This is a genomic window from Micromonospora sp. NPDC049559, assembly GCF_040676675.1.
Classification (GTDB): domain Bacteria; phylum Actinomycetota; class Actinomycetes; order Mycobacteriales; family Micromonosporaceae; genus JBFAPK01.
Genome location: NZ_JBFAPK010000009.1, coordinates 139,937 through 163,187, shown reverse-complemented (window position 1 = coordinate 163,187; position 23,251 = coordinate 139,937). Strand labels below are relative to the sequence as shown.

The 23,251-nt window shown below is 73.5% G+C and carries 11 protein-coding genes; 4 read left to right on the top strand and 7 right to left on the bottom strand.

What is annotated here, in order from left to right; genetic code table 11:
* The first annotated feature begins 207 nt into the window (after nt 1-207).
* Together AB0J86_RS13615 and AB0J86_RS13610 are read left to right on the top strand one after the other, a co-directional pair.
* The gene (locus tag AB0J86_RS13615) at nt 208-6,843 is read left to right on the top strand and encodes a LamG domain-containing protein (protein ID WP_363856741.1); all 6,636 of its coding nucleotides are present in this window, start codon (nt 208-210) and stop codon (nt 6,841-6,843) included.
* Nucleotides 6,844-6,873: 30 nt separating this feature from the next.
* Nucleotides 6,874-12,627, top strand: a complete 5,754-nt coding sequence (locus tag AB0J86_RS13610; protein ID WP_363856739.1) for an RHS repeat-associated core domain-containing protein — start codon at nt 6,874-6,876, stop codon at nt 12,625-12,627.
* A 93-nt stretch (nt 12,628-12,720) separates the two neighbouring features.
* Here the strand turns inward: AB0J86_RS13610 and AB0J86_RS13605 are convergent, their stop codons facing one another.
* A complete protein-coding gene (locus AB0J86_RS13605) occupies nt 12,721-13,899 on the bottom strand; it encodes an MFS transporter (RefSeq protein WP_363856736.1) in 1,179 nt (392 codons plus the stop codon).
* 330 nt (nt 13,900-14,229) lie between these two features.
* Between AB0J86_RS13605 and AB0J86_RS13600 the strand changes: the two genes are divergently transcribed.
* The gene (locus AB0J86_RS13600) at nt 14,230-15,423 is read left to right on the top strand and encodes a hypothetical protein (protein ID WP_363856734.1); all 1,194 of its coding nucleotides are present in this window, start codon (nt 14,230-14,232) and stop codon (nt 15,421-15,423) included.
* Nucleotides 15,424-15,461: 38 nt separating this feature from the next.
* Here the strand turns inward: AB0J86_RS13600 and AB0J86_RS13595 are convergent, their stop codons facing one another.
* From AB0J86_RS13595 to AB0J86_RS13575, 5 genes are all read right to left on the bottom strand, one after another.
* A complete protein-coding gene (locus AB0J86_RS13595) occupies nt 15,462-16,157 on the bottom strand; it encodes an alpha/beta hydrolase (protein WP_363856732.1) in 696 nt (231 codons plus the stop codon).
* Nucleotides 16,158-16,433: 276 nt separating this feature from the next.
* Nucleotides 16,434-17,276, bottom strand: a complete 843-nt coding sequence (locus AB0J86_RS13590; RefSeq protein ID WP_363856730.1) for a hypothetical protein — start codon at nt 17,274-17,276, stop codon at nt 16,434-16,436.
* A 73-nt stretch (nt 17,277-17,349) separates the two neighbouring features.
* Nucleotides 17,350-18,075 (bottom strand): response regulator transcription factor, encoded by a 726-nt coding sequence (locus tag AB0J86_RS13585; RefSeq protein WP_363856728.1) that lies wholly within the window; start codon nt 18,073-18,075, stop codon nt 17,350-17,352.
* Nucleotides 18,045-19,355, bottom strand: coding sequence for a hypothetical protein (locus tag AB0J86_RS13580; protein WP_363856726.1), 1,311 nt, complete (start codon nt 19,353-19,355; stop codon nt 18,045-18,047). The genes AB0J86_RS13585 and AB0J86_RS13580 overlap by 31 nt, the downstream gene beginning before the upstream one ends.
* Nucleotides 19,352-20,554 (bottom strand): ATP-binding protein, encoded by a 1,203-nt coding sequence (locus AB0J86_RS13575; protein ID WP_363856725.1) that lies wholly within the window; start codon nt 20,552-20,554, stop codon nt 19,352-19,354. Before AB0J86_RS13575 ends, AB0J86_RS13580 begins: the two co-directional genes overlap by 4 nt.
* 258 nt (nt 20,555-20,812) lie before the next feature.
* Here AB0J86_RS13575 and AB0J86_RS13570 point away from each other — a divergent pair, with 258 nt between their 5' ends.
* A complete protein-coding gene (locus AB0J86_RS13570; RefSeq protein WP_363856723.1) occupies nt 20,813-21,679 on the top strand; it encodes an aldo/keto reductase in 867 nt (288 codons plus the stop codon).
* A gap of 185 nt (nt 21,680-21,864) precedes the next feature.
* Here AB0J86_RS13570 and AB0J86_RS13565 read toward each other — a convergent pair whose 3' ends face one another.
* A complete protein-coding gene (locus AB0J86_RS13565) occupies nt 21,865-23,145 on the bottom strand; it encodes an MFS transporter (RefSeq protein ID WP_363856721.1) in 1,281 nt (426 codons plus the stop codon).
* Nucleotides 23,146-23,251: the final 106 nt, after the last annotated feature.

Genomic DNA, 23,251 nt, shown 5'->3' with positions numbered 1-23,251 from the left:
CGGCGGCCCGCGCCGGGCCCGGCTCCGCTGCCCGGGCCCGGTAAGCCGGCGGTAAGCGGCGGGATAGCCGTGGCTGGGACGCTGCCCGCGGCGCGGCTGCCACCAGGTGGCCCGCGCGTGGGGAGGGTGGCTGCTGTGCGGCAATTCGGAGTACGCCGGTTTCTTCGGCGGCCGGGGCGGACGGGCGCCGCGGTGGGGGCGCTGCTGTTGATCTCATCCCTGGCGGTCGCCTCGGCACCGCTCGACGGACCGGCGCCGAGGTACCGCGGGCCGCGGGTCGCCGAGGCACCGGACACCGGTACGGCGATCACGGCGGCGGTACGGCAGGGCTCGCCGGTGGCGATCAGCGAGCTGACCACCGGGGACCGGCTGGTGCACGCGCAGCCGGACGGCACCCTGGAGGCGGAGCTGAGCCCCCGCACGGTGCGGGTGCGCCAGGGCGACCGGTGGGTCGCCGCCGACCCGGCCCTGGTCCGCCGCGCCGACGGTACGCTCGCCCCGCGCGCGGCCGACGCCGACCTGACCTTCTCCGGTGGCGGTACCGGCACGCCGCTCGTCCGCTACGGCCGGGGCGGAAAGTCGATCGCGCTGAGCTGGCCGGGGCGGCTGCCGGTACCCACAGTGGACGGCGCGAGCGCGACCTACGCCGAGGTGCTGCCCGGCGTCGACCTGGTGATGCGGGCCGACGTGGACGGGTACCTCCAGCATCTGGTGATCAAGAGTGCGGCGGCGGCGCGGAACCCCGCGCTGAGCCGGATCCGGCTCGCGCTGGCCGCGACCGGGGTGACCGTCCGGGCGAAGGAGTCCGGGGCGCTGGAGGCGCGGGACGCGGGCGGCGCGGTGGTCTTCGCGGCACCGCCCTCGGCGATGTGGGACTCCGGCACCGCGACGGCCGTGGCCCGCGTCGCCGTGGACCCGGGCGCGCTCACCCTCAGCCCTGACCGGCGGCTGCTCGACGACCCGGCGACCCGCTTCCCGGTGACGGTCGACCCGAACTGGGACAGCCCGGCCCGGACCGCCTGGGCCAAGGTCTTCTCCGGCTACTCGAACCAGCCGTACTGGTTCGGCGGGATCGACGGCGGCGAGGCGAAGGTCGGCCTGTGCTGGCCCTCGACGGCCTGCAACGGCATCGGCAAGGCCCGCAGCTACTTCCAGTACGACACCGGGTTCCTGGCCGGCAAGCAGATCCTCTCCGCCGCGCTGAACACCACGATCACGTACAGCCCGTCGTGCCAGTCGCGCGACCTGCGGGCCTTCCTCGCCGACCGGCCGATCGACGGCGGTACGACCTGGAACAACGCCCCGTGGGGAGCGGAACTGGAGGTCAGGTCGGCCGGCGTGGCGTACACCAACTGCGCCGGGTACAAGCCGCTCGGGTTCAACGCCACCGCGCGGCTGCGGCCCGGTGGCGTCTCGACGTACTTCATCGCGGCGGTCGACGAGGCCGACGGCTACGCCTGGCGCAAGCTCGACCCGAACGCCACCAACCTGGTGGTCAACTTCAACACCCGCCCGAACGCGCCGTACGAACTGGGCACCGACCCGCCGCTGCCCAAGCCGTGCCGCTGGTGCGCGGGCAAGTCGTACGTGGGTGACCAGTCGATCCGGTTGAAGACCCGGCTCTCCGACCCGGACAACGACCTGGTCCGGCCGAGGTGGGACATCACCGGCGGCGGTGCCACCGAACACCGCGACTGGGGGCCGAACCAGATCTCCGGGGCGGCCTTCAGCACCGACGTCGACCTGCGCAACCGCAACGGCCAGACCGTCTCGTGGACGGTCTGGGCGGACGACGGGACGAGCGGCGGCCCGGTCGGCACCGGCCCCGGACCGTTCGTGGTCGACCAGGTCGGTGTGGCCCAGCAGCCGGGCGTCTCGGCGCCGCTCTACCGGGAGGACAACCGCTGGCACGGCGGCGTGGGCGTGCCCGACCAGTTCACCTTCGACGCGGCCGGCGTCGCCGACATCGACCACTACCTGTACGGCTGGCAGGATCCGCCGTCGACCAGCGTGGACGCGACCGCGCTGGGCGGCCCGGCGACCGTCACGCTCGCGCCGTCCGGCGACGGCCCGCGCGACCTCTACGTGCAGAGCGTCGACCGGGCCGGGCACCGCAGCCCCACCCGCGTCTACCACTTCTACGTCCGGGCCGGCAACGGCCCGTACGCCCAGTGGCCGCTGGAGGGGAGCACCGAGGACACGGCGTTCCTCGGCGACCGGGACGGTACGTTGACCGGCGGCGCCACGTACGGCGCCGGCGCGGTCGGTACCGGGCTCAAGTTCGACGGCGGCCCCGGGGTGGTGACGGCGCCGAACGCGGTCCGTACCGACACCAGCTTCTCGGTCTCGGCCTGGGTGAGGCTGGACGCCGGCGGATTCGCCCGGGCCGCGGTCAGCCAGGACGGCACCGCCTTCGCCGGCTTCGACCTCTGGTACCGGCCGGAGAACGGCGGGAAGTGGGTCTTCGGCCTGCCGCTGGCCGACAGCGGCGCGGCCGGCGCCGACATGGCCTGGTCGGCCGCGCCGGCCCAGCTCGGGGTCTGGACCCAGCTCACGGGGATCTACGACGCGCCCCGCAAGCAGCTCAAGCTCTACGTCGACGGCGTGCTCTCCGGCACCGCCACCCGGACGGCGAACCCGTGGCACGCCGGCGGCTCGGTCCGGGTCGGCCAGACCCTCTGGAACGGCGCGCTGGTCGACAACTGGGTCGGGTCGGTCGACGAGGTGCAGCTCTACGACCGGGTGGTGACCGACGCCGAGGTGGCGGCGGCCGTCAGCCGGGACAACGTGCAGGTCGGCTACTGGAGGTTCGACGACGAGGTCGGCACCACCACGGCGGTGAACGCGGTGGCGGGCGGCGAGATGGCGGTCCTCGCCACCGGCGCGACGCTGGTCGCCGACGGCGCGGTCAAGGGCGCGGTGCGGTTCGACGGCACCCAGGGTTACGCCACCACGAACAAGCCCGCGTTCCGGACCGACCAGAGCTTCTCGGTGGCGGCCTGGGTGAACCTGAGCGACAGGAACGTTCCCCGTGCCGTGCTGAGCCAGGACGGGACGAACGCCGCCGGGTTCGGGCTCTGGTACCGGCCGGAGAACGGCGGCAGATGGGTCTTCGCCATGCCGCAGTCGGACGGTACCGCGGCGGCGTCCGACCTGGTGTCGTCGTCGGTTCCGGCCGAGACGGGCGTCTGGACGCACCTGGTCGGGGTCTACGACGCGCCGGCCAGGCAGCTGCGGATCTACGTGAAGGGGACGCTGGCCGGTACCGCGACCCGGACGGTGACGTCGTGGAACGCCACCGGCCCGTTCCAGATCGGCCGGGGGAGGTGGAACGGCGAACCGGCGGCGAACTACTGGGCCGGCGCGATCGACGAGGTACGCGCCTACAGCCGGGTGATCTCCGCGGCGGAGATCCAGGGCCTCGTCAGCCAGTCGAACGTGACCGCGGGCAACTGGAAGTTCGACGGCGACGCGGTGGACTCCTCCGGGCAGGGCCGCAACGGCACGCCGGGCGGTACCGCCGACTGGGCGGGCGGGCAGACCACCAGCCCGAACCCGGGCGATCTGGCGCTGCACCTGGACGGCGCGACCGGATACGTCAGCGCGCCGCACGCGGTCGACACCAGCACGAGCTTCGCGGCGGCGGCGTGGGTGCGGCTGGACCGGGTCGGCGGCCACTACGGCGTGGTCTCCCAGGACGGGAACACCACCAGCGCCTTCAAGGTCGAGGCGGACCCGGGCGGCGGCTGGTCGTTCACGATGTTCACCCAGGACGTCAACGGCGGCGGGGAGGCGCACCGGGCGATCGGCGGCGCCGCCCAGCCCGGCGTCTGGACCCACGTCGCGGGCGTCTACGACGCGGGCAACCAGCGGCTCAACCTCTACGTCAACGGGGTGCTGGCGGCCAGCACCGCGCACGCCGGCGCATGGAACAACGCCACCGGGAAGGTGCAGATCGGTCGCAACAAGTGGAACGGCGGCCCGATCGACTACCTGCCGGGCGCGATCGACGACGTGACGCTCTACAGCCGGGCGCTCTTCGCCGACGAGATCCGGGCGATGGCCGGGCGCGACCTGTCGCTGGTGCACAACTGGGCGCTGGACGAGTCGACCGGTACGAACGCGGCCGACGCGGTCGGCAGCCGGCGCGGCACCCTCTCCGGCGGTGCCGGCTTCGCCCCCGGCCGGGTCGGCAACGCGGTCCGGCTCGACGGGGTGGACGACGCGGTCTCGACCTCGGGACTGGACCTGAGCACGGCGCAGAGCTTCACGGTCTCCTCCTGGGTCTACCTCACCGGCAAGGACTGTGACCTGGACGAGTACTCGGCCTGCAAGACGAACGCGGTGACCGTGGACGGCCAGAACACCAGCAAGTTCCGGCTGGGTCACGTGATCGACGACGACCAGCACATGCGCGGCTCCTGGATGTTCGAGATGCCGGAGTCCGACGCGGCGAACGCAGCGGTGACCAAGGCCGTGGTCGCCACCGAACCCGCCGACCTCGACCGCTGGGTGCACCTGGCAGGGGTCTACGACGCGGCGACCAGGAAGGTCTGGCTCTACGTCGACGGCACCCGGGTCGGCGACGGTACCCTCAACAACCCCTGGTCGGCCGGGGGCGGGCTGCAGCTGGGACGGGGCAAGGGCGGCGGCACGGCCAGCACCCAGTACCGGAACTGGCCGGGCGGCATCGACGACGTCCGCCTCTACACCGGCGTGCTGGACTCCGAGCGGGTCTACGGGCTCTACCGGTCGTACCCGGCGCAGCAGGGGGCGGAGACGCTGCCGACGGCCGACGCCGGCAGCTGGAGGTTCGACGAGGGCGCCGGCACGACGGTGGCCGACGCCAGCGGCAGGGGCCGGACGGCCACGCTCAGGGGCGGTACCGGCTGGGTCGGTGGCCGCTCCGGCAACGCCGCCTGGCTCGACGGCACCTCCGGGTACGCCGAGACCGCCGGCCCGGTCCTCACCACGAGCGCCAGCTTCTCGGTGACCGCCTGGGCGTACCTGACCCGCGGCGGCGGCACCACCAACATGACGGTGGTCGGGCAGGACGGCGTCCGGGTCAGCTCGTTCGCGGTCGTCTACAACGCCGGCAACAACCGGTGGTCGGTGGTGGTTCCCCGGACCGACCAGGACAACGCGAGCGGCACCGTGCTCAGCTCGACCGAGACGGCGGTGGTCGGCGCCTGGACCAACCTCGCGGTGGTCTACGACGCGACCCTGCGCCAGCTGCGCCTCTACGTCAACGGCATGCTCTCGGCCGCGCAGGTCGGCGTCTCGACCTGGAACGCCACCGGGCCGTTCACGATCGGGCGGGGGAAGTGGAACGGGGCGAACGCCACCTTCTTCCCGCGCGGCATCGACGACGTGCGCGCGTACCCGCGGGCGCTCTCCGACGGCGAGGTCCGCAGGGTCCACGACGACGGCGGTACGCCGGTCATGGGCGCGTGGCGGTTCGACGACGGGACCGGCCGGGACTACACGTCGCGGCACCCGGACGCGGCGGTGGCGGGTGGCGCCTCGTACCCGGTCGGCGTCGGCGGCACCGCCCTGCAGCTCGACGGCAGCACCGGCGAGGCGCTGGTCGGCGAGCCCGTCGTGGACATGCGGGACAGCTTCACGGTCTCGGCCTGGGCCAGGCTCTCCCGCACCGACCAGCTCGCCACGCTGGTCGGTCAGGACGGCAGCCGGATGAGCGGGTTCGTGCTGCAGTACCGGCCGGCGCTGCAACGGTGGGTGTTCGGCGGGCCGACCGAGGACGCCGACTCGGCCGAGCTGGTCTACGTCCCGTCGCTGCTCCCGCCCAAGGTCAACGAGTGGACGCACCTGACCGGCGTGTACGACTACGCGGCGCGGCAGCTGCGGCTCTACGTCGACGGCAAGCTCGCCGGCTCGCGCGCCAACGTGGCGCTCTGGGCGGCGACCGGCACGTTCTCGATCGGCCGGGGCAAGTTCAACGGCGCGCTCACGGACCACTTCCCGGGTGCCGTGGACGAACTGATGATCTTCCAGGGCGCGGTCTCCGACGACCGGACAGCGGTCCGGGCGGGCTGGCCCGCGCCGGCCGGCGGGCAGTTGGGCAGCTTCGTCAACGCGGCCGGCGACCACTACACCGGCAGCACCGACGCGCCGATCCGCGACGGCTACCACTTCGAGGCCACGCTCGGCATGCTCCTGCCCAGCCAGCGGGACAACACCCGGACGCTCTACGCCTGCCAGGCCGGCGCCGACGGGTTCACCTCCGCCGACCCCGCCTGCGAGGGAAAAACGACGGTGGGCGAGATCGGTTCGGTCTACGCCACCCCGCCGACCAACGTGGCGACCATCCCGGTCTACCGGTGCAACACCGGCCCCGACCATTTCGAGTCGCGGCGGGCCGACTGCGGCGGCGCGACGAACGAGATGGTGCTCGGCCACGCGCTCGCGTACGCCCCGCTGACCCGCTACCGCTACTCGTACGAGGCGACCGACCACATGTCGGTGGCGGACGGCACCCCGCCCGGGTACGTCGCGGAGGGGGCCGCCGGACTGGTCTCGCTGGTGGAGCAGCCGGGCACCCAGCAGCTCCTCAGCTGCCTGGCCGGTACCGACGAGTTCCCGTCGCTGCTGGCGAACTGCGAGGGCCAGCGGGTGCGCGGCGTGACCGGGCAGATCTGGTCCGCGGCCCCGACCGACCAGGAGAGCCGGGCGATCTACCGCTGCCAGTTCGGCAACGAGCACTTCGTGTCGCTGGAGGACGACTGCGAGGGCCAGACCGTCGAGGCACGCCTGGGCTACGTGCTCGCCCAGGTCCCCGACCTCCTGCCGATCTTTCCCGAGGCCGTACCGACCGTCGACTGACCGCACCTTCGAGCTGGAGAGAGAGAACCCGTGGGAGTAACACGTCGGCGGATAGCGGCGGTCATGGCGGCCGTGCTGGCCGCCAGCATGGCGGCCGTGCTGGTCCGCCCGGAGGTCGCGGTCGCGGCGGGCGGCCCGTCGGTGCCGCTGCCGGAGACCGGGTCGACGGCGGTGGAGCCGGAGACCGTGTCGGCCCGGTCGGCGGACCAGGCGACCGACAGCGCGCTGCACGGCGACCAGCCGCCGCACGAGACGCCGGCGGACGGCGGCGGGACCGCGAAGGCGACCCCGCTGTCCCCGTCGGCGACCTGGGAGGTCTCCGGCCAGACCGGCGACTTCTCCTGGTCATACCCGCTGCGGGTACCGCCGTCGCCGGGTGGCCTGGATCCCGAGCTGTCGCTGAGCTACTCGTCGTCGCTGGTGGACGGCCGCACCAGCGCGACCAACAACCAGGCCTCCTGGGTCGGTGACGGCTGGGACCTGTCGCCCGGCTTCATCGAACGCACCTATCTGCCCTGCGCCGAGGACACGACGGGCGGTACCACCCCGCCGACCGGCGTCGGCGACCTCTGCTGGCGCAGCGACAACGCGATCGGTACCTACAACGGTGGCGGCGGGATGCTGATCTGTTGCGACGGCGACGGCCGGTGGCGGAGCAAAATCGACGACGGATCACGCATCGAGCGGCTCACCGGTGCCGGGAACGGCGACAACGACGGCGAGTACTGGAAGGTGACCCGGGTCGACGGCACCCAGTACTTCTTCGGCTCGCGCCCCGAGGCGAAGTCCACCTGGACCGTGCCGGTCTTCGGCGACGACACGGGCGAACCGTGTCACGGGGCGACGTTCGACGCCTCGCACTGCGTCCAGGCGTGGCGGTGGAACCTGGACAGGGTCGTCGACCGCAACGGCAACACGATGATCTACACGTACGACGCCGAGACGAACTCGTACGGGCTGAACCTCAAGGACACGGCCGTCTCCTACACCCGCGGCGGCACGCTGAGCGGCATCGAGTACGGCCTGCGGGACGGCCAGCCGGCGACCGGGCGGGTGGTGTTCGCGGTGGCCGACCGGTGCGTACCGGGCAGCACCTGCACGCCGGACCGGAAGGACAACTGGCCGGACGTGCCCTGGGACGACAGGTGCGACACGGCAACCTGCAAGGACCGTTACTCGCCGACGTTCTGGTCCACGAAGCGACTTACGAAGATCACCACGCAGGTCCGCCGCGGCGCCGGCTTCACGGACGTGGACGCGTGGACGCTGGATCAGCAGTTCCCCGATCCGGGCGACGCCGAGAAGGCGACGCTCTGGCTGCACGGCATCACCCACACCGGTCTGGTCGGCGGGTCGGTCGCGCTGCCGGCGGTCACCTTCGAGGGCACCAAGATGCCGAACCGGGTGTACGAGATCGACGGTGTGGCGCCGCTGAACCGGTACCGGATCACCGGGGTGATCTCGGAGAGCGGCGGGCTCCTCTCGGTCAGGTACGCCGACCCGGACTGCGTCGCCGACGTCTCGATGCCGGCCAACCCGGAGACCAACACCAAGCGCTGCTTCCCGGTGCGGTGGAACAAGCGGGACTACGCCGAGCGGACCGACTACTTCCACAAGTACGTCGTCGCGGAGGTCACCCAGTCCGACCGGAGCGGCGTCAACACCGAGCAGGTCACCGACTACGAGTACCTCGACGGCGCGGCCTGGCACTACGACACCTCGGAGTTCACCAAGGACGACAAGCGGACCTGGGACGAGTTCCGCGGGTTCGCCCGGGTGGTGATCCGGAGCGGCAAGCGCGACGACCCCAGCGGGCCGACCGGCAAGATCGAACAGCGGTTCTACCGGGGCATGAACGGCGACAGGCTGCCGACGGGCACCCGGAGTGTCAGCGTCTCGGCCACCGAGGGCGCGCCCCGGCCGGACGAGGACTGGTTGCAGGGCCGTGAGCTGGAGACCATCACCTACGACGGTGACACGGATCGGGTGGTCAGCAAGGCCATCACCGATCCGACCTGGCAGGGGCCGACCGCCACCCGGGGCGCCTTCAAGGCGTACCTGGTGCGGACCGGGGCCGAGCAGACCTACACGGCGCTGGCGGGCGGCGGCTGGCGGACCACCCGGACCGAGTCGACCTACGACGACCGGGGATTGCTCACCCGGACCAACGACCTGGGCGACACCGCGACCGGCGCGGACGACCGCTGCACCCGGGTCTGGTTCGCCCGCAACACCGACCGATGGCTGCTCGACTTCCCCTACCGGCAGGAGACCGTCGGGGTGGCCTGCGGCGCGACGGCGAGCTACCCGCGGGACGCCATCAGCGACGTGCGGACCGGCTACGACGGGAACGCGCCGGGGCAGGTCCCCTCGGCCGGCAACCCGACCGTGACGGAGCAGCTGAAGGACCACCCGGCCGGCGCCGACCCGAGCTACGTCCGCAGGGAGGCCACGGAGTACGACGCCTACGGCCGGGTCACCGCCGTCACCGACGCGCGCGGCAAGGTCACCCGGACCGCCTACACGCCGGCCGCCGGCGGGCCCGCCACCCAGACCGTGGTGACCAACCCGCTCGGGCACACGGTGACGACCACGCTGGAGCCCGCGTGGGCGAAGGAGACCGTGGTCGTGGACGAGAACAAGCGCCGTACCGAGACCGGCTACGACCCGCTGGGGCGTACCGCCGCGGTCTGGTTGGCGAACCGCCTCAGGTCCGACTACCCGGACGGCCCCAGCTCGAAGTTCGCGTACCTGATCCGCAACGACGCGCCCAACGTGGTCACCACCACCTCGGTCGGGCCGAACGGGAACTACACCACCAGCAAGGAGATCTACGACGGTCTGCAGCGGCTGCGCCAGAAGCAGGAGCCGGCGGTCGGCGGGGGCCGGCTGCTGACCGACACCCGCTACGACTCGCAGGGGCGGGTCTACAAGGCCACCCAGCCGTACTTCAACGACGCGCCGGTGGACGACAACCTCTGGGTGGCCAGCGACACCGCGGTGCCCGGCCTCACCCTCACCCGGTACGACGGCGCCGGCCGCAAGACGGCCGAAATCTTCCAGGCCGGCGGGCAGGAGAAGTGGCGCACCACCACCGGGTACGGCGGCGACCGGGTGCACGTCACGCCCCCGCAGGGCGGCATCGCCACCACCACCATCACCGATGCCCGGGGCCAGACCGTCGAACTGCGCGAATACCACGGCGGCCAGCCGAGCGGCGCCTACGACGCCACCACGTACACGTACACCAGGGCGGGCCAGCCCGCCTCGATCACGGACCCGGCCGGCAACACCTGGCGGTTCGAGTACGACCTGCGCGGCAACCAGACCCGGGTGGAGGACGTCGACAAGGGCGTCGCCACGATGACGTACGACGACGCGGGCCAGCTCGTCTCGGAGACCGACGCGCGCGACACGACGCTGACCTACGGGTACGACGACCTGGGGCGCAAGACGTCCCTGCGGTCGGGGAACACCGTGCTCGCGTCCTGGAGCTACGACACGGCGCTCAAGGGCAAGGGGCGGCTCGCCTCCGCCACCCGCTACGTCGGCACCTCCGCCTACACCAGGACGATCGCCAGCTACACCGCGCTGTACGACGTCGGCGAGTCGGCGGTGACGATCCCCGAGTCCGAGCAGACGCTCGCCGGTACCTACACCACGTACGAGTCGTTCAATCCGGACGGCACCGCGTACGGCACCGCCTACCCGAGGATCGGCGACCTGCCCGAGGAGACCGTCAGCCGGGAGTACGACGACGTGGCCGGCCCGAGCAGGCTCAGCGGTGGTCCGGCGGGCGGGCCGACGGTGAACTACGTGACCGACACGGCGTTCACCCGGTACGGCGAGGTGGCCCGGGTGCAGCTCGGCGACGCCGGCAGGCGGGTCTGGCAGTCGTACTACTACGACGACAGCACCCGGCGGTTGGACCGGACCGTCGTCGACGCCGAACTGCCCCGGCCGATGCAGGCCGACCTGCACTACGCCTACGACCCGTCCGGCAACGTCACCTCGGTGGCGAACACGCCGCTGGAGCAGCCGGCCGACGTGCAGTGCTTCCGGTACGACCACCTGCAACGGCTGACCGAGGCGTGGACGCCGGCGGGCGGCTGCGCCACCGCACCGGACGCCGCCGCGCTGGCCGGCCCCGCCCCGTACTGGCAGTCGTTCACGTACGACCTGGTGGGCAACCGGCTCACCGAGACGCGGCACGCGCTCTCCGGTGACACCGTCCGCCGCTACGGCTACCCGGCCGCCGGCGCGCACCGGCTCGCCTCGGTGACGACGACGGAGCCCGGCGGCGCGACCCGCACCGACGAGTACGGCTACGACGCCGCGGGCAACACCACCCGCCGCGACCTGAGCAGCGGTGACGCGGTGCTGACCTGGGACGAGACGGGGAAACTGACCAGGCTGACCGAGGGCGACGACAAGACCACCGAGTACGTCTACGACGCCGACGGCAACCGCCTCATCCGCCGCGACCCGACCGGCAGCACCCTCTACCTGGACGGTCAGGAGCTGCGGTTGGACAAGGTCGCCGGCAGGCTCACCGGCACCCGGTACTACCAGCACGGCGACAACACCGTGGCGATGCGGACCGCCGCGGGGGTGACCTGGCTGGCCAGTGACCACCAGGGCACCGCCCAGCTCTCGGTCGACAGCGCGACCCAGCGGGTCGTCCAGCGCCGGCAGGCGCCGTTCGGCGCTCCGCGCGGGGCCGCCGTGACCTTCCCGGGGGAGCGGGGGTTCGTGGGCGGCACGATCGACTCCTCCACGGGGCTGACCAACCTGGGCGCGCGGCAGTACGACCCGCTGCTCGGCCGGTTCATCTCCGTCGATCCGGTGATGGACCTCTCCGACGCGCAGCAGATGCACGGCTACACGTACGCCAACAACAGCCCGATCGCCAAGGCCGACCCGACCGGCCTCTTCTGGGGCGAGCTCTGGAACGGCGTCAAGAACGCCGTCGGCACCGCGGCCAGGGCGGTGGGCAACGCGGCCAAGACGGTCGGCAACGCCGTGGCGACGGCCGCCAAGTACGCCGCGCCGGTCATCGGTACGGCCGCACTGGTCGCCTCGATGTTCACCCCGGTCGGTGCGATCGCCACCGGGATCGTGGTGGGGCTGAACGTCCTCTCCTTCGGCGTCGGTGCGATCAACGCGATCCACAACTGCACCGGGGGCGGGTCGGGAGTCGACTGCGCCATGGACATCTTCGGGGCGGTTCCCGGCGTCGGCAAGATCGGCCTGGGGATGGTCCGGACGGCCCAGCTCGCCGGGAAGCTGGCCAGCCGGGAGGTCGCCAGCACCGCCCGGCTCTGGAACGCGGTGGAGGCGAACGGGACGAACGCCGTCCAGTGGCTCGAGAAGCCGCTGCTGGGCAAGACCGGCGAGGTCTGGGACACGATGGGCGGGGTGACCGGCACCATCCACGGCGTCATGTGCGACTACGTGGGCCTGGACACCTGCAACTACCAGTCCGACGCGGCGCCCGTGATCCAGCCGAACCAGCCGTACGCGCAGGGCGTGAAGCCCAAGCCCCTGACGGTCTGGGGCAACTACCCGCACGGCAAGAAAACGTACTGCCCGTGCAAGGCGAGCTTCTTCGACCTCTACGGCGGTGGGATCTACGGCGCCGGCGGGAGTGGCAAGAATTCCGGCGGTACCTGGCCCGCGCCGCCGAAGCCGAAGAAGCCCACCGGCGTACCGGACAGCCGGGGCAACTACTACACGCCGGACGGGAAGTTCTGTAACCAGCACGGCCGCACCTGCGCCGTGTAGGCGCGGGCAAACCTCCGGCGGCGGCACCGTCGCCGGAGGACGCACCTCGGGCCCCTCGTCAGCCGCGGGAGCTGGCGAGGGGCCCGCCGGGCGTCATCGACGGCGGAGGGCGAGGGCGGTGGCGGCGGCCAGGGCGACCGCGAGCGGCGCGAGGACGAACCCGACCGTGACGCTGCCGGTGCCGTCCAGCAGCGCCCCGTTGACCGCGGAGCCGACCGCGCTGCCGACCGTGAAGGCGGAGGCGGCCCAGGCGAACGCCTCGGCGGCGGTACCGCGCGGGGCGACCCGGTCGATGGTGACGAAGGCGACGGTCAGCAGCGGCGGCAGGGCCAGCCCGCTCACCGCCATCAGCACCAGCATGACCGGCACGGGCGGGGTGAGCAGCAGCGGCAGGTAGCCGGCCGCGAAGGCGAGCGTGGCGGCGAGCAGGGTGTTGCGGGCGCGTAGCCCCGCGAAGCGTACGTAGAGCAGGCCGCCCGTGAGCGCCCCGGCGGCCTGGGCCGCGAGCAGCCAGGCGGCCCAGGAGCGGGTGCCGGCCGCCTCGGCGTACGCGGTCGCGGCGACCGCCACGCTGCCCACGCCCGCCCCGACCAGCAGCAGTACGGCCAGGATGATCCGCAGTCGGCCGGCGCGCAGCGGCCCGGCCCAGTGCCGTACCCCGGTCTCGCCCCGCCACCGGCGGACCACCGGCGCGGTGGTGTACCACGCGGTGCCGGCCAGTTGCAGCAGCGCGGAGGCGTAGAGCCCGCCGGAGGGTCCGGCCGCGGCGACCGCGGCCAGCGTCACCACCGGCCCCACCACGAAGATCAGCTCCTGGGCGGCGGTGTCCAGCGTGTACGCGGTGTGCACCTGCCGCTCGGGCAGCAGGTCGCGCCAGAGCACCCGCAGGCCGGACTCGAACGGCGGGGCGCCCGCGCCGGCCAGCGCGGCGGCGAGCAGCACCACCGGCAGGTGCGGGTACGCCGCGGTGAGCGCGAAGCCGGCGGTCGAGGCGGCGACGCCGAGCCACATCACGGGCGGCTGGCGGCGGCGGTCGGCGATCCGGGCGAGCATCGGCTGGCCGATCGCGACGCCCGCGGTGTAGGCGCCGACCAGCAGGCCGGCGGCGGCCAGGCTCATGGTCTCGCGAGCGAAGATCAGCAGGGCCAGCGGAGCGGTGCCGGCCGGGATCCGGCCGAGCGTGCTGGCGGTCAGTACCCGGGCGGCCTGCGGGGCGCGCAGTACGGCGAGGGCGCCGGTCTCGGCGCGGGGAGGTGGGGCGGTTCGTGACACGGTGAGATCGCTCCCGACGGAGGGGGGGCATGGACAGGTCTGCGCCGGACCCGGTGTCGCCGGGTCCGCGGGGTGCTCGGATGCGCTGCTTGCCGGCCCGGCGGCGGCGCCGGGCGGCGGGACCTGTCAGGGAGCGAAGTCGGTGCGCTCGTGGTCGTTGCCGTAGAGCGGCAGGTCGGGCGTGATCCACCGGCCGTACGCGGCGGCGATGGCCTCGATGGGGATCACGGATGGCATCCTACCCGTCCCGGCGGATGGCAATAATCTTCATAATTGACAGATCAATGGTTACTATTTGACGATCACGGTGACGGGTGCCACGATATCGAGATGTATCGGATCCGCGTGCTGTTGAGCCTTCTCCTCATCGTCGCGGCGGCGCTGGTCGTGCCGGGCCGGGCCGAGGCCGCCGCCGCCTTCCCGAAGATCGACGCCGGCGCCTTCCGGCTCGTCTCGGGCAACACCTTCACCGAGTACGGCAGCCGCGTCACCGCCCTCGAACGCGACCCCCGGCTCACCCCCGTCGGGCTCGCCGCCGTCCTCGACGGCGCCAACCGGCAGGGGCGGAACCTGTGCCACTCCACCTACCTGACCGCCTCGCTCAACCCGCGGGGCTTCTGCTGGCAGGACGGCGAGGACGACGACGAGAACGTCTGGATCCCGCAGGGGGTGACCGGCTCCGGCGACGCGCAGTCCGCGGGCACGGTACTCAACGGGCGGCGGGTGGTCGCCGCCACCTGGCACTACTCGGACGACTCGTTCATCCGGGTCTCCTTCCTCGACCTCGCGACCCTGCGGTACCGGCACGTGCTGCTGGTCGAGCCGACCGCCGACGGGAACTTCCAGGCCGTCGCCGGGCACGGGCACGGCCTCTTCTGGTACGGGAACCGGCTGTTCGTGGCCACCGGCGGCGCCGTGCTGCGGGTCTTCGACCTGAGCCACATCTGGGCCATGGACACCGCCACGGCCGAGGTGGGACGCGGTACCGACGGCAAGTTCCACGCCCGCTACCACGCCTACGCGCTGCCGCAGACCGGCGCCTACTGGTACGAGGGCGGCGGCTGCGCCAGCGGTACCGGCGACCGGCCCTGCTTCGCCAGCCTCGCACTCGACCGCAGCGGCACCGGCTCCTTCGTCGCCGCCGAACACACCACCCGGGGCGGCGGCCGGATCGTGCGGTGGCCGCTGGACGGCGACACGGAGCTGCCGAAGGTCGGCACCGACGGCTACGTGCACGCCGTGGAGGCGTTCGCCTCGCCGGTCTGGGGCATGCAGGGCGCCGTGTCGTACAACGGCTACTTCGTCATCTCCGGGGTCTGTCCCGAGTACGCCGACGAGATCGGCAACGGCGTGGACTACCCCAGCTGCCTGCACCGCGGCACCGGCGGGGTTTCCACCACCACCTGGACCCAGGCGCCCCGCAACACCGAGAACCTCTCCTACTGGCCCGCCACCGGCGAACTCTGGCTGATGAACGAGCAGCTGCGGGAGCGGGTCACCGTACACGTGGGCTGGCCGGGCTGACCCGCGCCGCGCGTTTCCCGCCCCCGGGTCCGGGCCGCTCAGCGGTTCGGCGGATCGAGGATCGTGTCGACGAAGGCGCGGGTCACCGCGCGGACGTCGGCACGATCCAGCTCCAGCGCGTGGCCCCCGTGCGTGATCAGCGAGTGCACCGGATGGCCGGCGGCGAGCAGCGCCGCGCCGAGCGCGACCGGCTGACCCACCGGCACGGCCGCGTCGGCGGTGCCGTGCACCAGCAACACCGGCACCCCGTTGCCGAGGTGGGTCGCCACCGTCGCGTCGACGGTGGCGGCGTCGCCCGCCGCCGGCTCGTGCCCGATCAGGTCCGCCCACGGATTGTCGTGGCGCCGGCGTCGCACCCACTCCTCGTCGAGCGGGTCCACCGGCGCCCAGTAGGCCAGCACCCCGGCGACGTCGTCGGGACGGTCCACCCCGCGCAGCCCGAGCTGCAGCGCCAGCGTGCCGCCCGCCGAGTCGCCCCCCACCAGCAGCGGTAGGTCCGGGGCGCGCCGCCGCGCGGCGCGGGCCGCCGCCCGTACGTCGTCGAGCTGGGCCGGCCACCGCGCCTCGTGGCTGAACCGGTAACCACCCTCGACGACGAGGAGCCCGTGCTCGGCCAGCGCCGCCCCGTTCTCCGTCGACCGGCCCCGCCAACCGCCGCCGTGCAGCCACAACAGCACCGCCCTGGGCGCGCTCCGCCCGGGTCCGCTTCCCGCCCGCAACTCCTCGCGTTCCATCGGGCCATCCTGGCCCGGGTCCGCCCGGCGGTACGCCCGCGTGGCCTCGAATTCGCCCACAGCAGATCCGCTCAGGGCGTAACCAGCGAGTGCGCGCAGCGGCGCCGGTGTGTCTGGACCGACGCGTCGCGGCGAACGACCCGTCACCCACACCGTTGCGGAGGGGAAGACACCGCCTCCCAGGCGCCGCGAAGCGCGCGAGCGCGGGGATACACAGCGAGTGTGCGGAAGATCGGCTGATCGGGTCGGGCCCGGGACCCCTCGGGCCCGACCCGATCAGGATGCCGAGCCGGGCTGACCGGAGCGCCAGTATTCCGGCGTACCGGTGCGAGGAGCCCGGGTGGGGGAGGGTTGGCTCCGCGCGGCTCGGCGGTAGTAGTCGTCTCGGTGCAGGAACTCGATGACCAGCGACCCGGGCAGCTGGATGCCGCGGTCCGGGTCGGCGAGTTCGTCGGCGAACAGCCTCGAACCGGCGCGGCTGGTGAGCGCGTCGCGTTCCGGCGGCGACAGCTCCACGGTGCCGGAGTGTGCCAGCCGGAAGCGGGCGATCGCCCGGCGGACGAGGTGCAGCAGGTCACGGGCCGCGCCCGGGGTGCCGAGGTCGCCTCCGGCCAGGGCGAGCGCCGGCTGCCGGATCGTCCGGAGGCTGTCGCAGACCAGCAGGACCTGCTCGGGCCGGGCCGGCGCGTACGCCGTCGCGGCGGCGGCCGGTAGCAGGTGCAGCCGCGACGGCCACTGCCAGCGGACCTGCCCGGCGGCGACCCGGTTGCCCGCCCGCGGCGGCCGGCGGCGGTGCCGACCCGTGGAGAGCGGCTCGGGATCGGCGTCCGCCCCGGCCGCGACGCGTTCGAGGTGGCTGCCCTCGCGGACGAACGCCAGCCGCCGGTCGGTCACCGTCACCTCGACCCGTCCCGGCAGCGACCAGTGCAGTACGCCGTTGCCCATTCGCGGTCCGAGCAGGTAACCGGAGAGTCCGACCCGGCCCCGCCAGAGCACCCGCTCGCTCGCGTCCAGCGCGATCTGCCGGCGGCCGTCCAGCCGCGGATAGGTACGGTCGTCCTCGCCCGGGTCGTCGAAGCGGTGCGGGCGGATGAAGAACGGGGATGCGTCGGTGCTCATGCGCGAAGGCCTCCTGTGAGGAACTTCTTCGCTATGAGACTGGCCGACGGCGCGGGCCGCGTCATGACGGTCGTTAGGGGGTCGGCTGGTCGGGCGGCGAGGCGTACGACCGGTAGTTGCCGATTTCCTCCGCCCGTACGAGTCCGTCCTCGATCGCTCGGGCGAGCAGCGCCGCCTTCGTGGCCGCCGGCCGCCCCGCCCGGGCGTACTTGATCCGGGCCCGGTCGACGTACTGCTTGACGGTGTGCTCGCTGATGTTCATCCGGCGGGCCACCGACGCCTTCGACATCGACTGGAACCAGAGCAGCAGCGCCTCGCGCTCCTTCTCGGAGAGCGTGGGCCGGTCCGAGCGCCGGTCCCCGACGATCGCGCCCGCGAGCGCGGGCGGCACGTACGGCCGGTCGGCCGCGGCCGCGAGCACGGTGGCGACGCAGTGTTCCCGGCCCTCGTGCTTGGCGAGGAAGGCCACCGCGCCCGCGTCGAGCACGGCGAGGATCGTCTCCGCCTCGGTGTGTTCGGAGTAGACCACCACCCGCTGCCCGGCGGTGCTCAGCTCGGCCACCTTGTCGATCGCGAGGTGTCCGCGCAGCCGCAGGTCGAGCAGGACGACGTCGGGTGCCTGAGCGCCGGGACCCAGCACGACGTCCGGGTCGTCGCCGGTCGCGATGACGCTCAGCCGCGGTTCGGCGGCGAGCCAGGAGCGGACGCCCTCGACGACCACCGGATGGTCGTCGATGATCGCGACGGTGAACTGCCGTTCCCCGCCGTTCACGGCACCCGCCACCGGGTCTGCGCCCATACCAGCTCCCCGTCCTGCTCGTACCCGAATTCAACCTCGCCGGCGCCACCGTCCGCCGCCGGCGTCCCCGCACCGTCCACGGCGGTCCGCCCACGGTCCGCCGGCGACGGGTCACCGCCGTCCGCCTCGGGTGCGCCGCCGGCGGGGGCGACCAGGCTCACCACCACCTCGTCCGGCTGCCCGACCACGGTGAGCCGGGCCCACTGCCGGGCCGCGGCCAGCGCGGTGGTGAGCGGTTCGGCGAGCTGGCGGCGGATGTGCACCGGCAGCGCGGGCAGCGTTCCCACCGCGACCAGCTCGACCGGCAGGCCGTTGCGCTCGGCGATGTCGATGGCGGCCCGCAGCTCGTGCAGCAGCGGATCGGGTACGTCGTCCGACTCCGCGATCAGGCGGCGCAGCCGGGCGGCCTCCAGCGCGCAGCGCCGCTGCACCCGCGGGTCGGCCGGGTCGGCCCGACCGTCGGCCAGCTCCGCCAGCACGGCCCCGGCGGTCTGGCTCACCATCGACAGCCGCTCCCGCCGGTCGGCCCGGGCGCGCCGGGCGGCGATTCGTTCGGCCTCCAGCCTGGCCCGCGCCGCCGCCGTGCCGGCCGTGCTGGCGGCCAGGGTACGCAGGGCCGCGCCCGCGAAGGCCAGGAAGACCGGCAGGGTGGCGGTGCCGTAGACGTACATGGCGTAGCGGCTCAGGTCGGCGGCGCTGCCGTCGGCCAGCAGCAGCACCGCCACCAGCGCGACGACCGCGTTGACCGTGAGCGCGGCGACCAGCCAGGCGATCCGCCGCTCCCAGAGCACCAGCAGCAGGAACCAGCCGACCGTGCCCCAACCGAAGTTCGCCGAGTCGAAGAGCAGCGCCGCGGGGACGCTGGCGAAGACCGCCGCGTCGACCAGCAGCAGCGCTCCGGCCAGCAGCGATGCCGGCACCCGGCCGCCGCGCAGCAGGCGTACGGCGGCGACGAGCCCCACGACCACGAAGAGCAGCCAGCCGGCGCCGACGACCCAGGGCAGGCGCAGTTGGCTCCACTTGTCGACGACCGCGGGGAGGCCGATGGCCGTGTGCCAGCCGAAGGCGATCAGGACCAGGGCGATCCGGGTGCCCCGGTCCGAGATCGACGCGACGTCCGCCATGGCCGTACCGGTGTCGGCGGCGGCCGTGGCGGCGCCGTCCGGGGCGCCGGTCGCGGTCGCGGCGGCGCCGTCCGGGCCGCCGGTCGCGGTCGTGCCGCCGCCGTCCCGGCTGGCCGGTACGGGCCCGCCGGTGCGGGCCGGGATCCGCGCCGTCACCGGGACCACGTCAAGCGGATCAGGGTGCCCCGGCCGGGGGCCGAGTCCACCTCGGCCCGCCCACCAGCGGTCGCCATCCGCCCCAGCACCGACTCGCGCAGCCCGAAGCGGTGCAGCGGTACCGCGCCCGGGTCGAAGCCCGGCCCGTCGTCGGCGACCTCCACGAGCACGGTCCCGCCGCGCTCGGTGAGCCGCAGGCCGACCGCGGCGTCCGGCGCGTGCCGGGCCACGTTGGCGAGCGCCTCGGCCGCGCTGTCGACGATCGCCTCGGCGACGGCCGGCGGCACGGCGGCGACCGCCGCGACGTCGTTGGTCAGCCGCAGTCGCGGGTACCGCCCGGTGAGGTCCCGCAGCCGCTCGTCCAGCCCGACGGCCCCGGCCGGGTCGGCCCGCGGGCCGTCCTCCCGGGTCCGCGCGCTGGCCTGCTCGGTGAGCGTACGCAGGTCGGCGGCGGCCCGCTCGCGCAGCGCGGACGAGCCGGTCCCGACCGCGCCGAGGCCGACGACGGTGAGCGTGGAGAGCACCGTGTCGTGCAGGTCGCGGTTCTGCCGCCGCTCGGCCTCGCGGGCGGCCCGGGCGATCAGCGCGTCGCGGGAGCTGCGCTGGTAGCCGTCGAAGACCGCGTCGGCGGTGCGGCTGCTGCGGCGGGTGAGGAAGACCAGCCCGGCGGTGCAGAGGGTCTGCACCACCAGGGTGGTGGCGTGCGCCACCGCCTCGGTGTCGTCGCCGGACCGGTGCGCCCCCAGCGCGTACGCCGCCGCCACGAGCAGCCCGGCCGGGATGGAGGCCGGCGCGCGCAGCCCGAACTGGGCGAGGATGACCGAGGTGCTGGCCAGGATCGCCACCCAGCTCACCTCGCCGGGCAGCACCTCGGCGGCGACCAGGCGGTCCATGAGCAGGCAGGTCGCCGCGGTCAGGGTCAGGTCGACGAGGACCACCGGGGTACCGAGCCCGCTGCCCAGCGTCCAGACCGCGAACAGGACCGACCAGGCGGTGAGCACCCCGACCACCGGTACGAGCAGGGAGGTCTGCACCGGGGCGCCCCGTACCGCGAGGGCCACCACCGCGCCGGCCAGGCCGCAGGTGAGCCGGATCAGCGCGGGGAAGATCGCGAATACCCGGACCAGCGCGCTGCTGGCCGGTCTGACCCCGGCCGCCCGGGGGCCCGGGATCTCACCAGCGGTCGTTGCGGACGTCAACGCGTTCCTCTCGGCGACCGGCGCGCGGATGTTCGGGCCGACCGCTCCGACCGGGGGCGGGCCCGGGCCGGGGCAATCGTCACATCGACGGAGGATAATAGCACAAATGGCCCGGCCGGCTCGGATGTGCCGCGGCGGCGCCGGGCCGTTTCGCGTGGCTGTGTTCTGTCGATCATGAGGGGCCGGGGCGGAATAGCGGCGGTGCCCGGGGAGGTTTCCCACCCGTACTGTGCGCTTCCGTTCAGTTTTGGAGTTGACATGACGGACACCACCGCCAACGCGACCGCGAGCGGCACCTTCCTGCTCGGCGGAGACCTCCGGGTGACCCGGCTCGGGTTCGGGGCGATGCAGCTCACCGGCCAGGGCGTGTGGGGCGACCCGCGCGACCCCGAGGAGGCCGTGCGCGTACTGCGGCGCTCGGTGGAACTCGGCGTGAACCTTATCGACACGGCCGACGCCTACGGGCCGTACACGGCCGATCTTCTGATCAAGAAGGCGCTGCATCCGTACCCGGAGGGCCTGGTCATCGCGACCAAGGTCGGCTTCACCCGCCAGGGTCCGGGCCGATGGATCCCGGTCGGTCGTCCCGAGTACCTGCGGCAGCAGGTGGAGCTGAACCTGCGCCACCTCGGGGTGGACCGGATCGACCTGCTCCAGCTGCACCGCATCGACCCGAAGGTTCCGCTGGCCGAGCAGATCGGCGAGCTCAAGGCGCTCCAGGACGAGGGCAAGATCCGGCACATCGGCCTCAGCGAGGTGACGGTTGCCGACGTCGAGGCGGCCTCGGAGTTCGCGAAGATCGTGTCGGTGCAGAACCGGTACAACCTGAGCGACCGGTCCGCCGAGTCGCTGCTCGAGTACTCCACCGAGCACGGCATCGGCTTCATCCCGTGGGCCCCGCTCGCGAGCGGGCCGCTCGCCGGTGCCACCGGACCGCTCGCCGAGATCGCGCGTAGCCACGGCGCCACGCCGTCGCAGCTCGCGCTGGCCTGGCTGCTCCAGCGCTCGCCGGTGATGCTGCCGATCCCCGGCACGTCCTCGGTCGCCCACCTGGAGCAGAACATCGGCGCGGCCGGCATCAAGCTGACCGACGCCGAGTTCGAGGCGCTGGCATCGGCCGCCTGACCGGCGTACGCCCCGCGGGGTCGGGTGGTTCCCCCGCGAACCGCCCGACCCCGCCGTGGCACGGACTCGTCCCGCCGCGCGGCTAACCGCGTCCCCTCAGGGCCCCGCCACCAGCGGCGGCCATCGGTGCCGGTGCTCGCCGGGGTGATGCTCCGGGTGACCGACGGGAACCCGCACGTCTCGGGCTAGGCGATGGCGCGGCGCCGGGCCCGGGAGCGGCCGGCGACCAGCCAGATCAGCAGGTTCGCGAGGAGCAGCAGCGCCGTGAAGACGCTGACCCCGCCCCACCCGAAGCGCTCGTGCAGGGCTCCGGAGATCCCGGAGGCGGCCGCCCCCGCCACGAAGACGGTGGTCATGAAGACGGTGTTGACCCGGGCCCGCGCGTCGGGTCGGAGCTGGTAGATCTCCTGCTGACTCAGCACCTGGTGGCCCTGGACGGCGAGATCCAGCAACACCCCGCCGGCCGCGAGCAGGACCACGTAGCCGGCGCCGAAGCCGGCCAGCGCGATCGCGACCAGCCCCAGCGCCACCGCCGCGCCGCTGGCCCGCCAGCCGTGGCCGTGGTCCCCGAGCCGGCCGGCGATCGGCGCCGCCGCCGCGCCCGCCGCGCCGACCAGCGCGAATACCCCGACGCCGGTCTGCGAGAAATGGTGTACGTCGATGAGCTGGTAGGCGATCGAGGTCCAGAAGCTGCTGAACGCGCCGAACATCAGCGCCTGCGACACCGCCCGGCGGCGCAGCACCGGCTCGGTCCGGACCAGCTGCACGATCGAGGCCATGAGCCGCGGGTAGGTGGTGCGCGGCGCGGGCCGGCGGTGGGGGAGCATCCGGGCCAGGGTCAGCGACAGGGCGAGCATCAGCACGCCCGAGACCACGTAGATGCTGCGCCACCCGCCGTGCGCCGCCACCAGGCTGGAGAAGGTACGGGCCAGCAGGATGCCCAGCAGCAGTCCGCTCATCACCCGGCCGACCAGCCGGCCGCGGGTGGCGGCGGGCGCCAGGTGCGCGGCGAGCGGTACGAGGATCTGCACCACCACCGAGGTGACGCCGATCAGCACCGACGCGGCCAGCAGCACCCCGAAGTCCGGTGCCGCGGCGGCGGCGAAGAGCGCAGCGGCGGTGGCGAGCAGCGTACGGGAGGCCAGGGCCCGGTTCTCCAGCAGGTCGCCGAGCGGGGCGAGCAGCAGCAGGCCGGCCGCGTACCCCAGCTGGGTCAGCGTCACCATCAGGGCGGCCGTGCCCTGGCCCAGGCGGAAGTCACCGGCGATGAGGTCGAGCAGCGGCTGGGCGTAGTACAGGTTCGCGACCGTGACACCGCAGGCCACCGCGAGGAGCACGGTCAGCACCCGCAGGCTGCGCGGCGCCGGGTCGGGAGCGGCGGTGGGCGCCTGATCGGTGGCCGTGGGCGCCGGGGAGGAGTCGACCGGTCCCCGGTCCGGACCGACGCGGGGCGAGGTGTCTGTCATACCGACTTTCCGCTGCGAGGGGTGCCGTCAACCCTGGCAACGCTACTGCCGCGCGGACCGGCGCCGGACAAGATCAGCGCGCGGCGTGAGGGATCACACGCCCCGG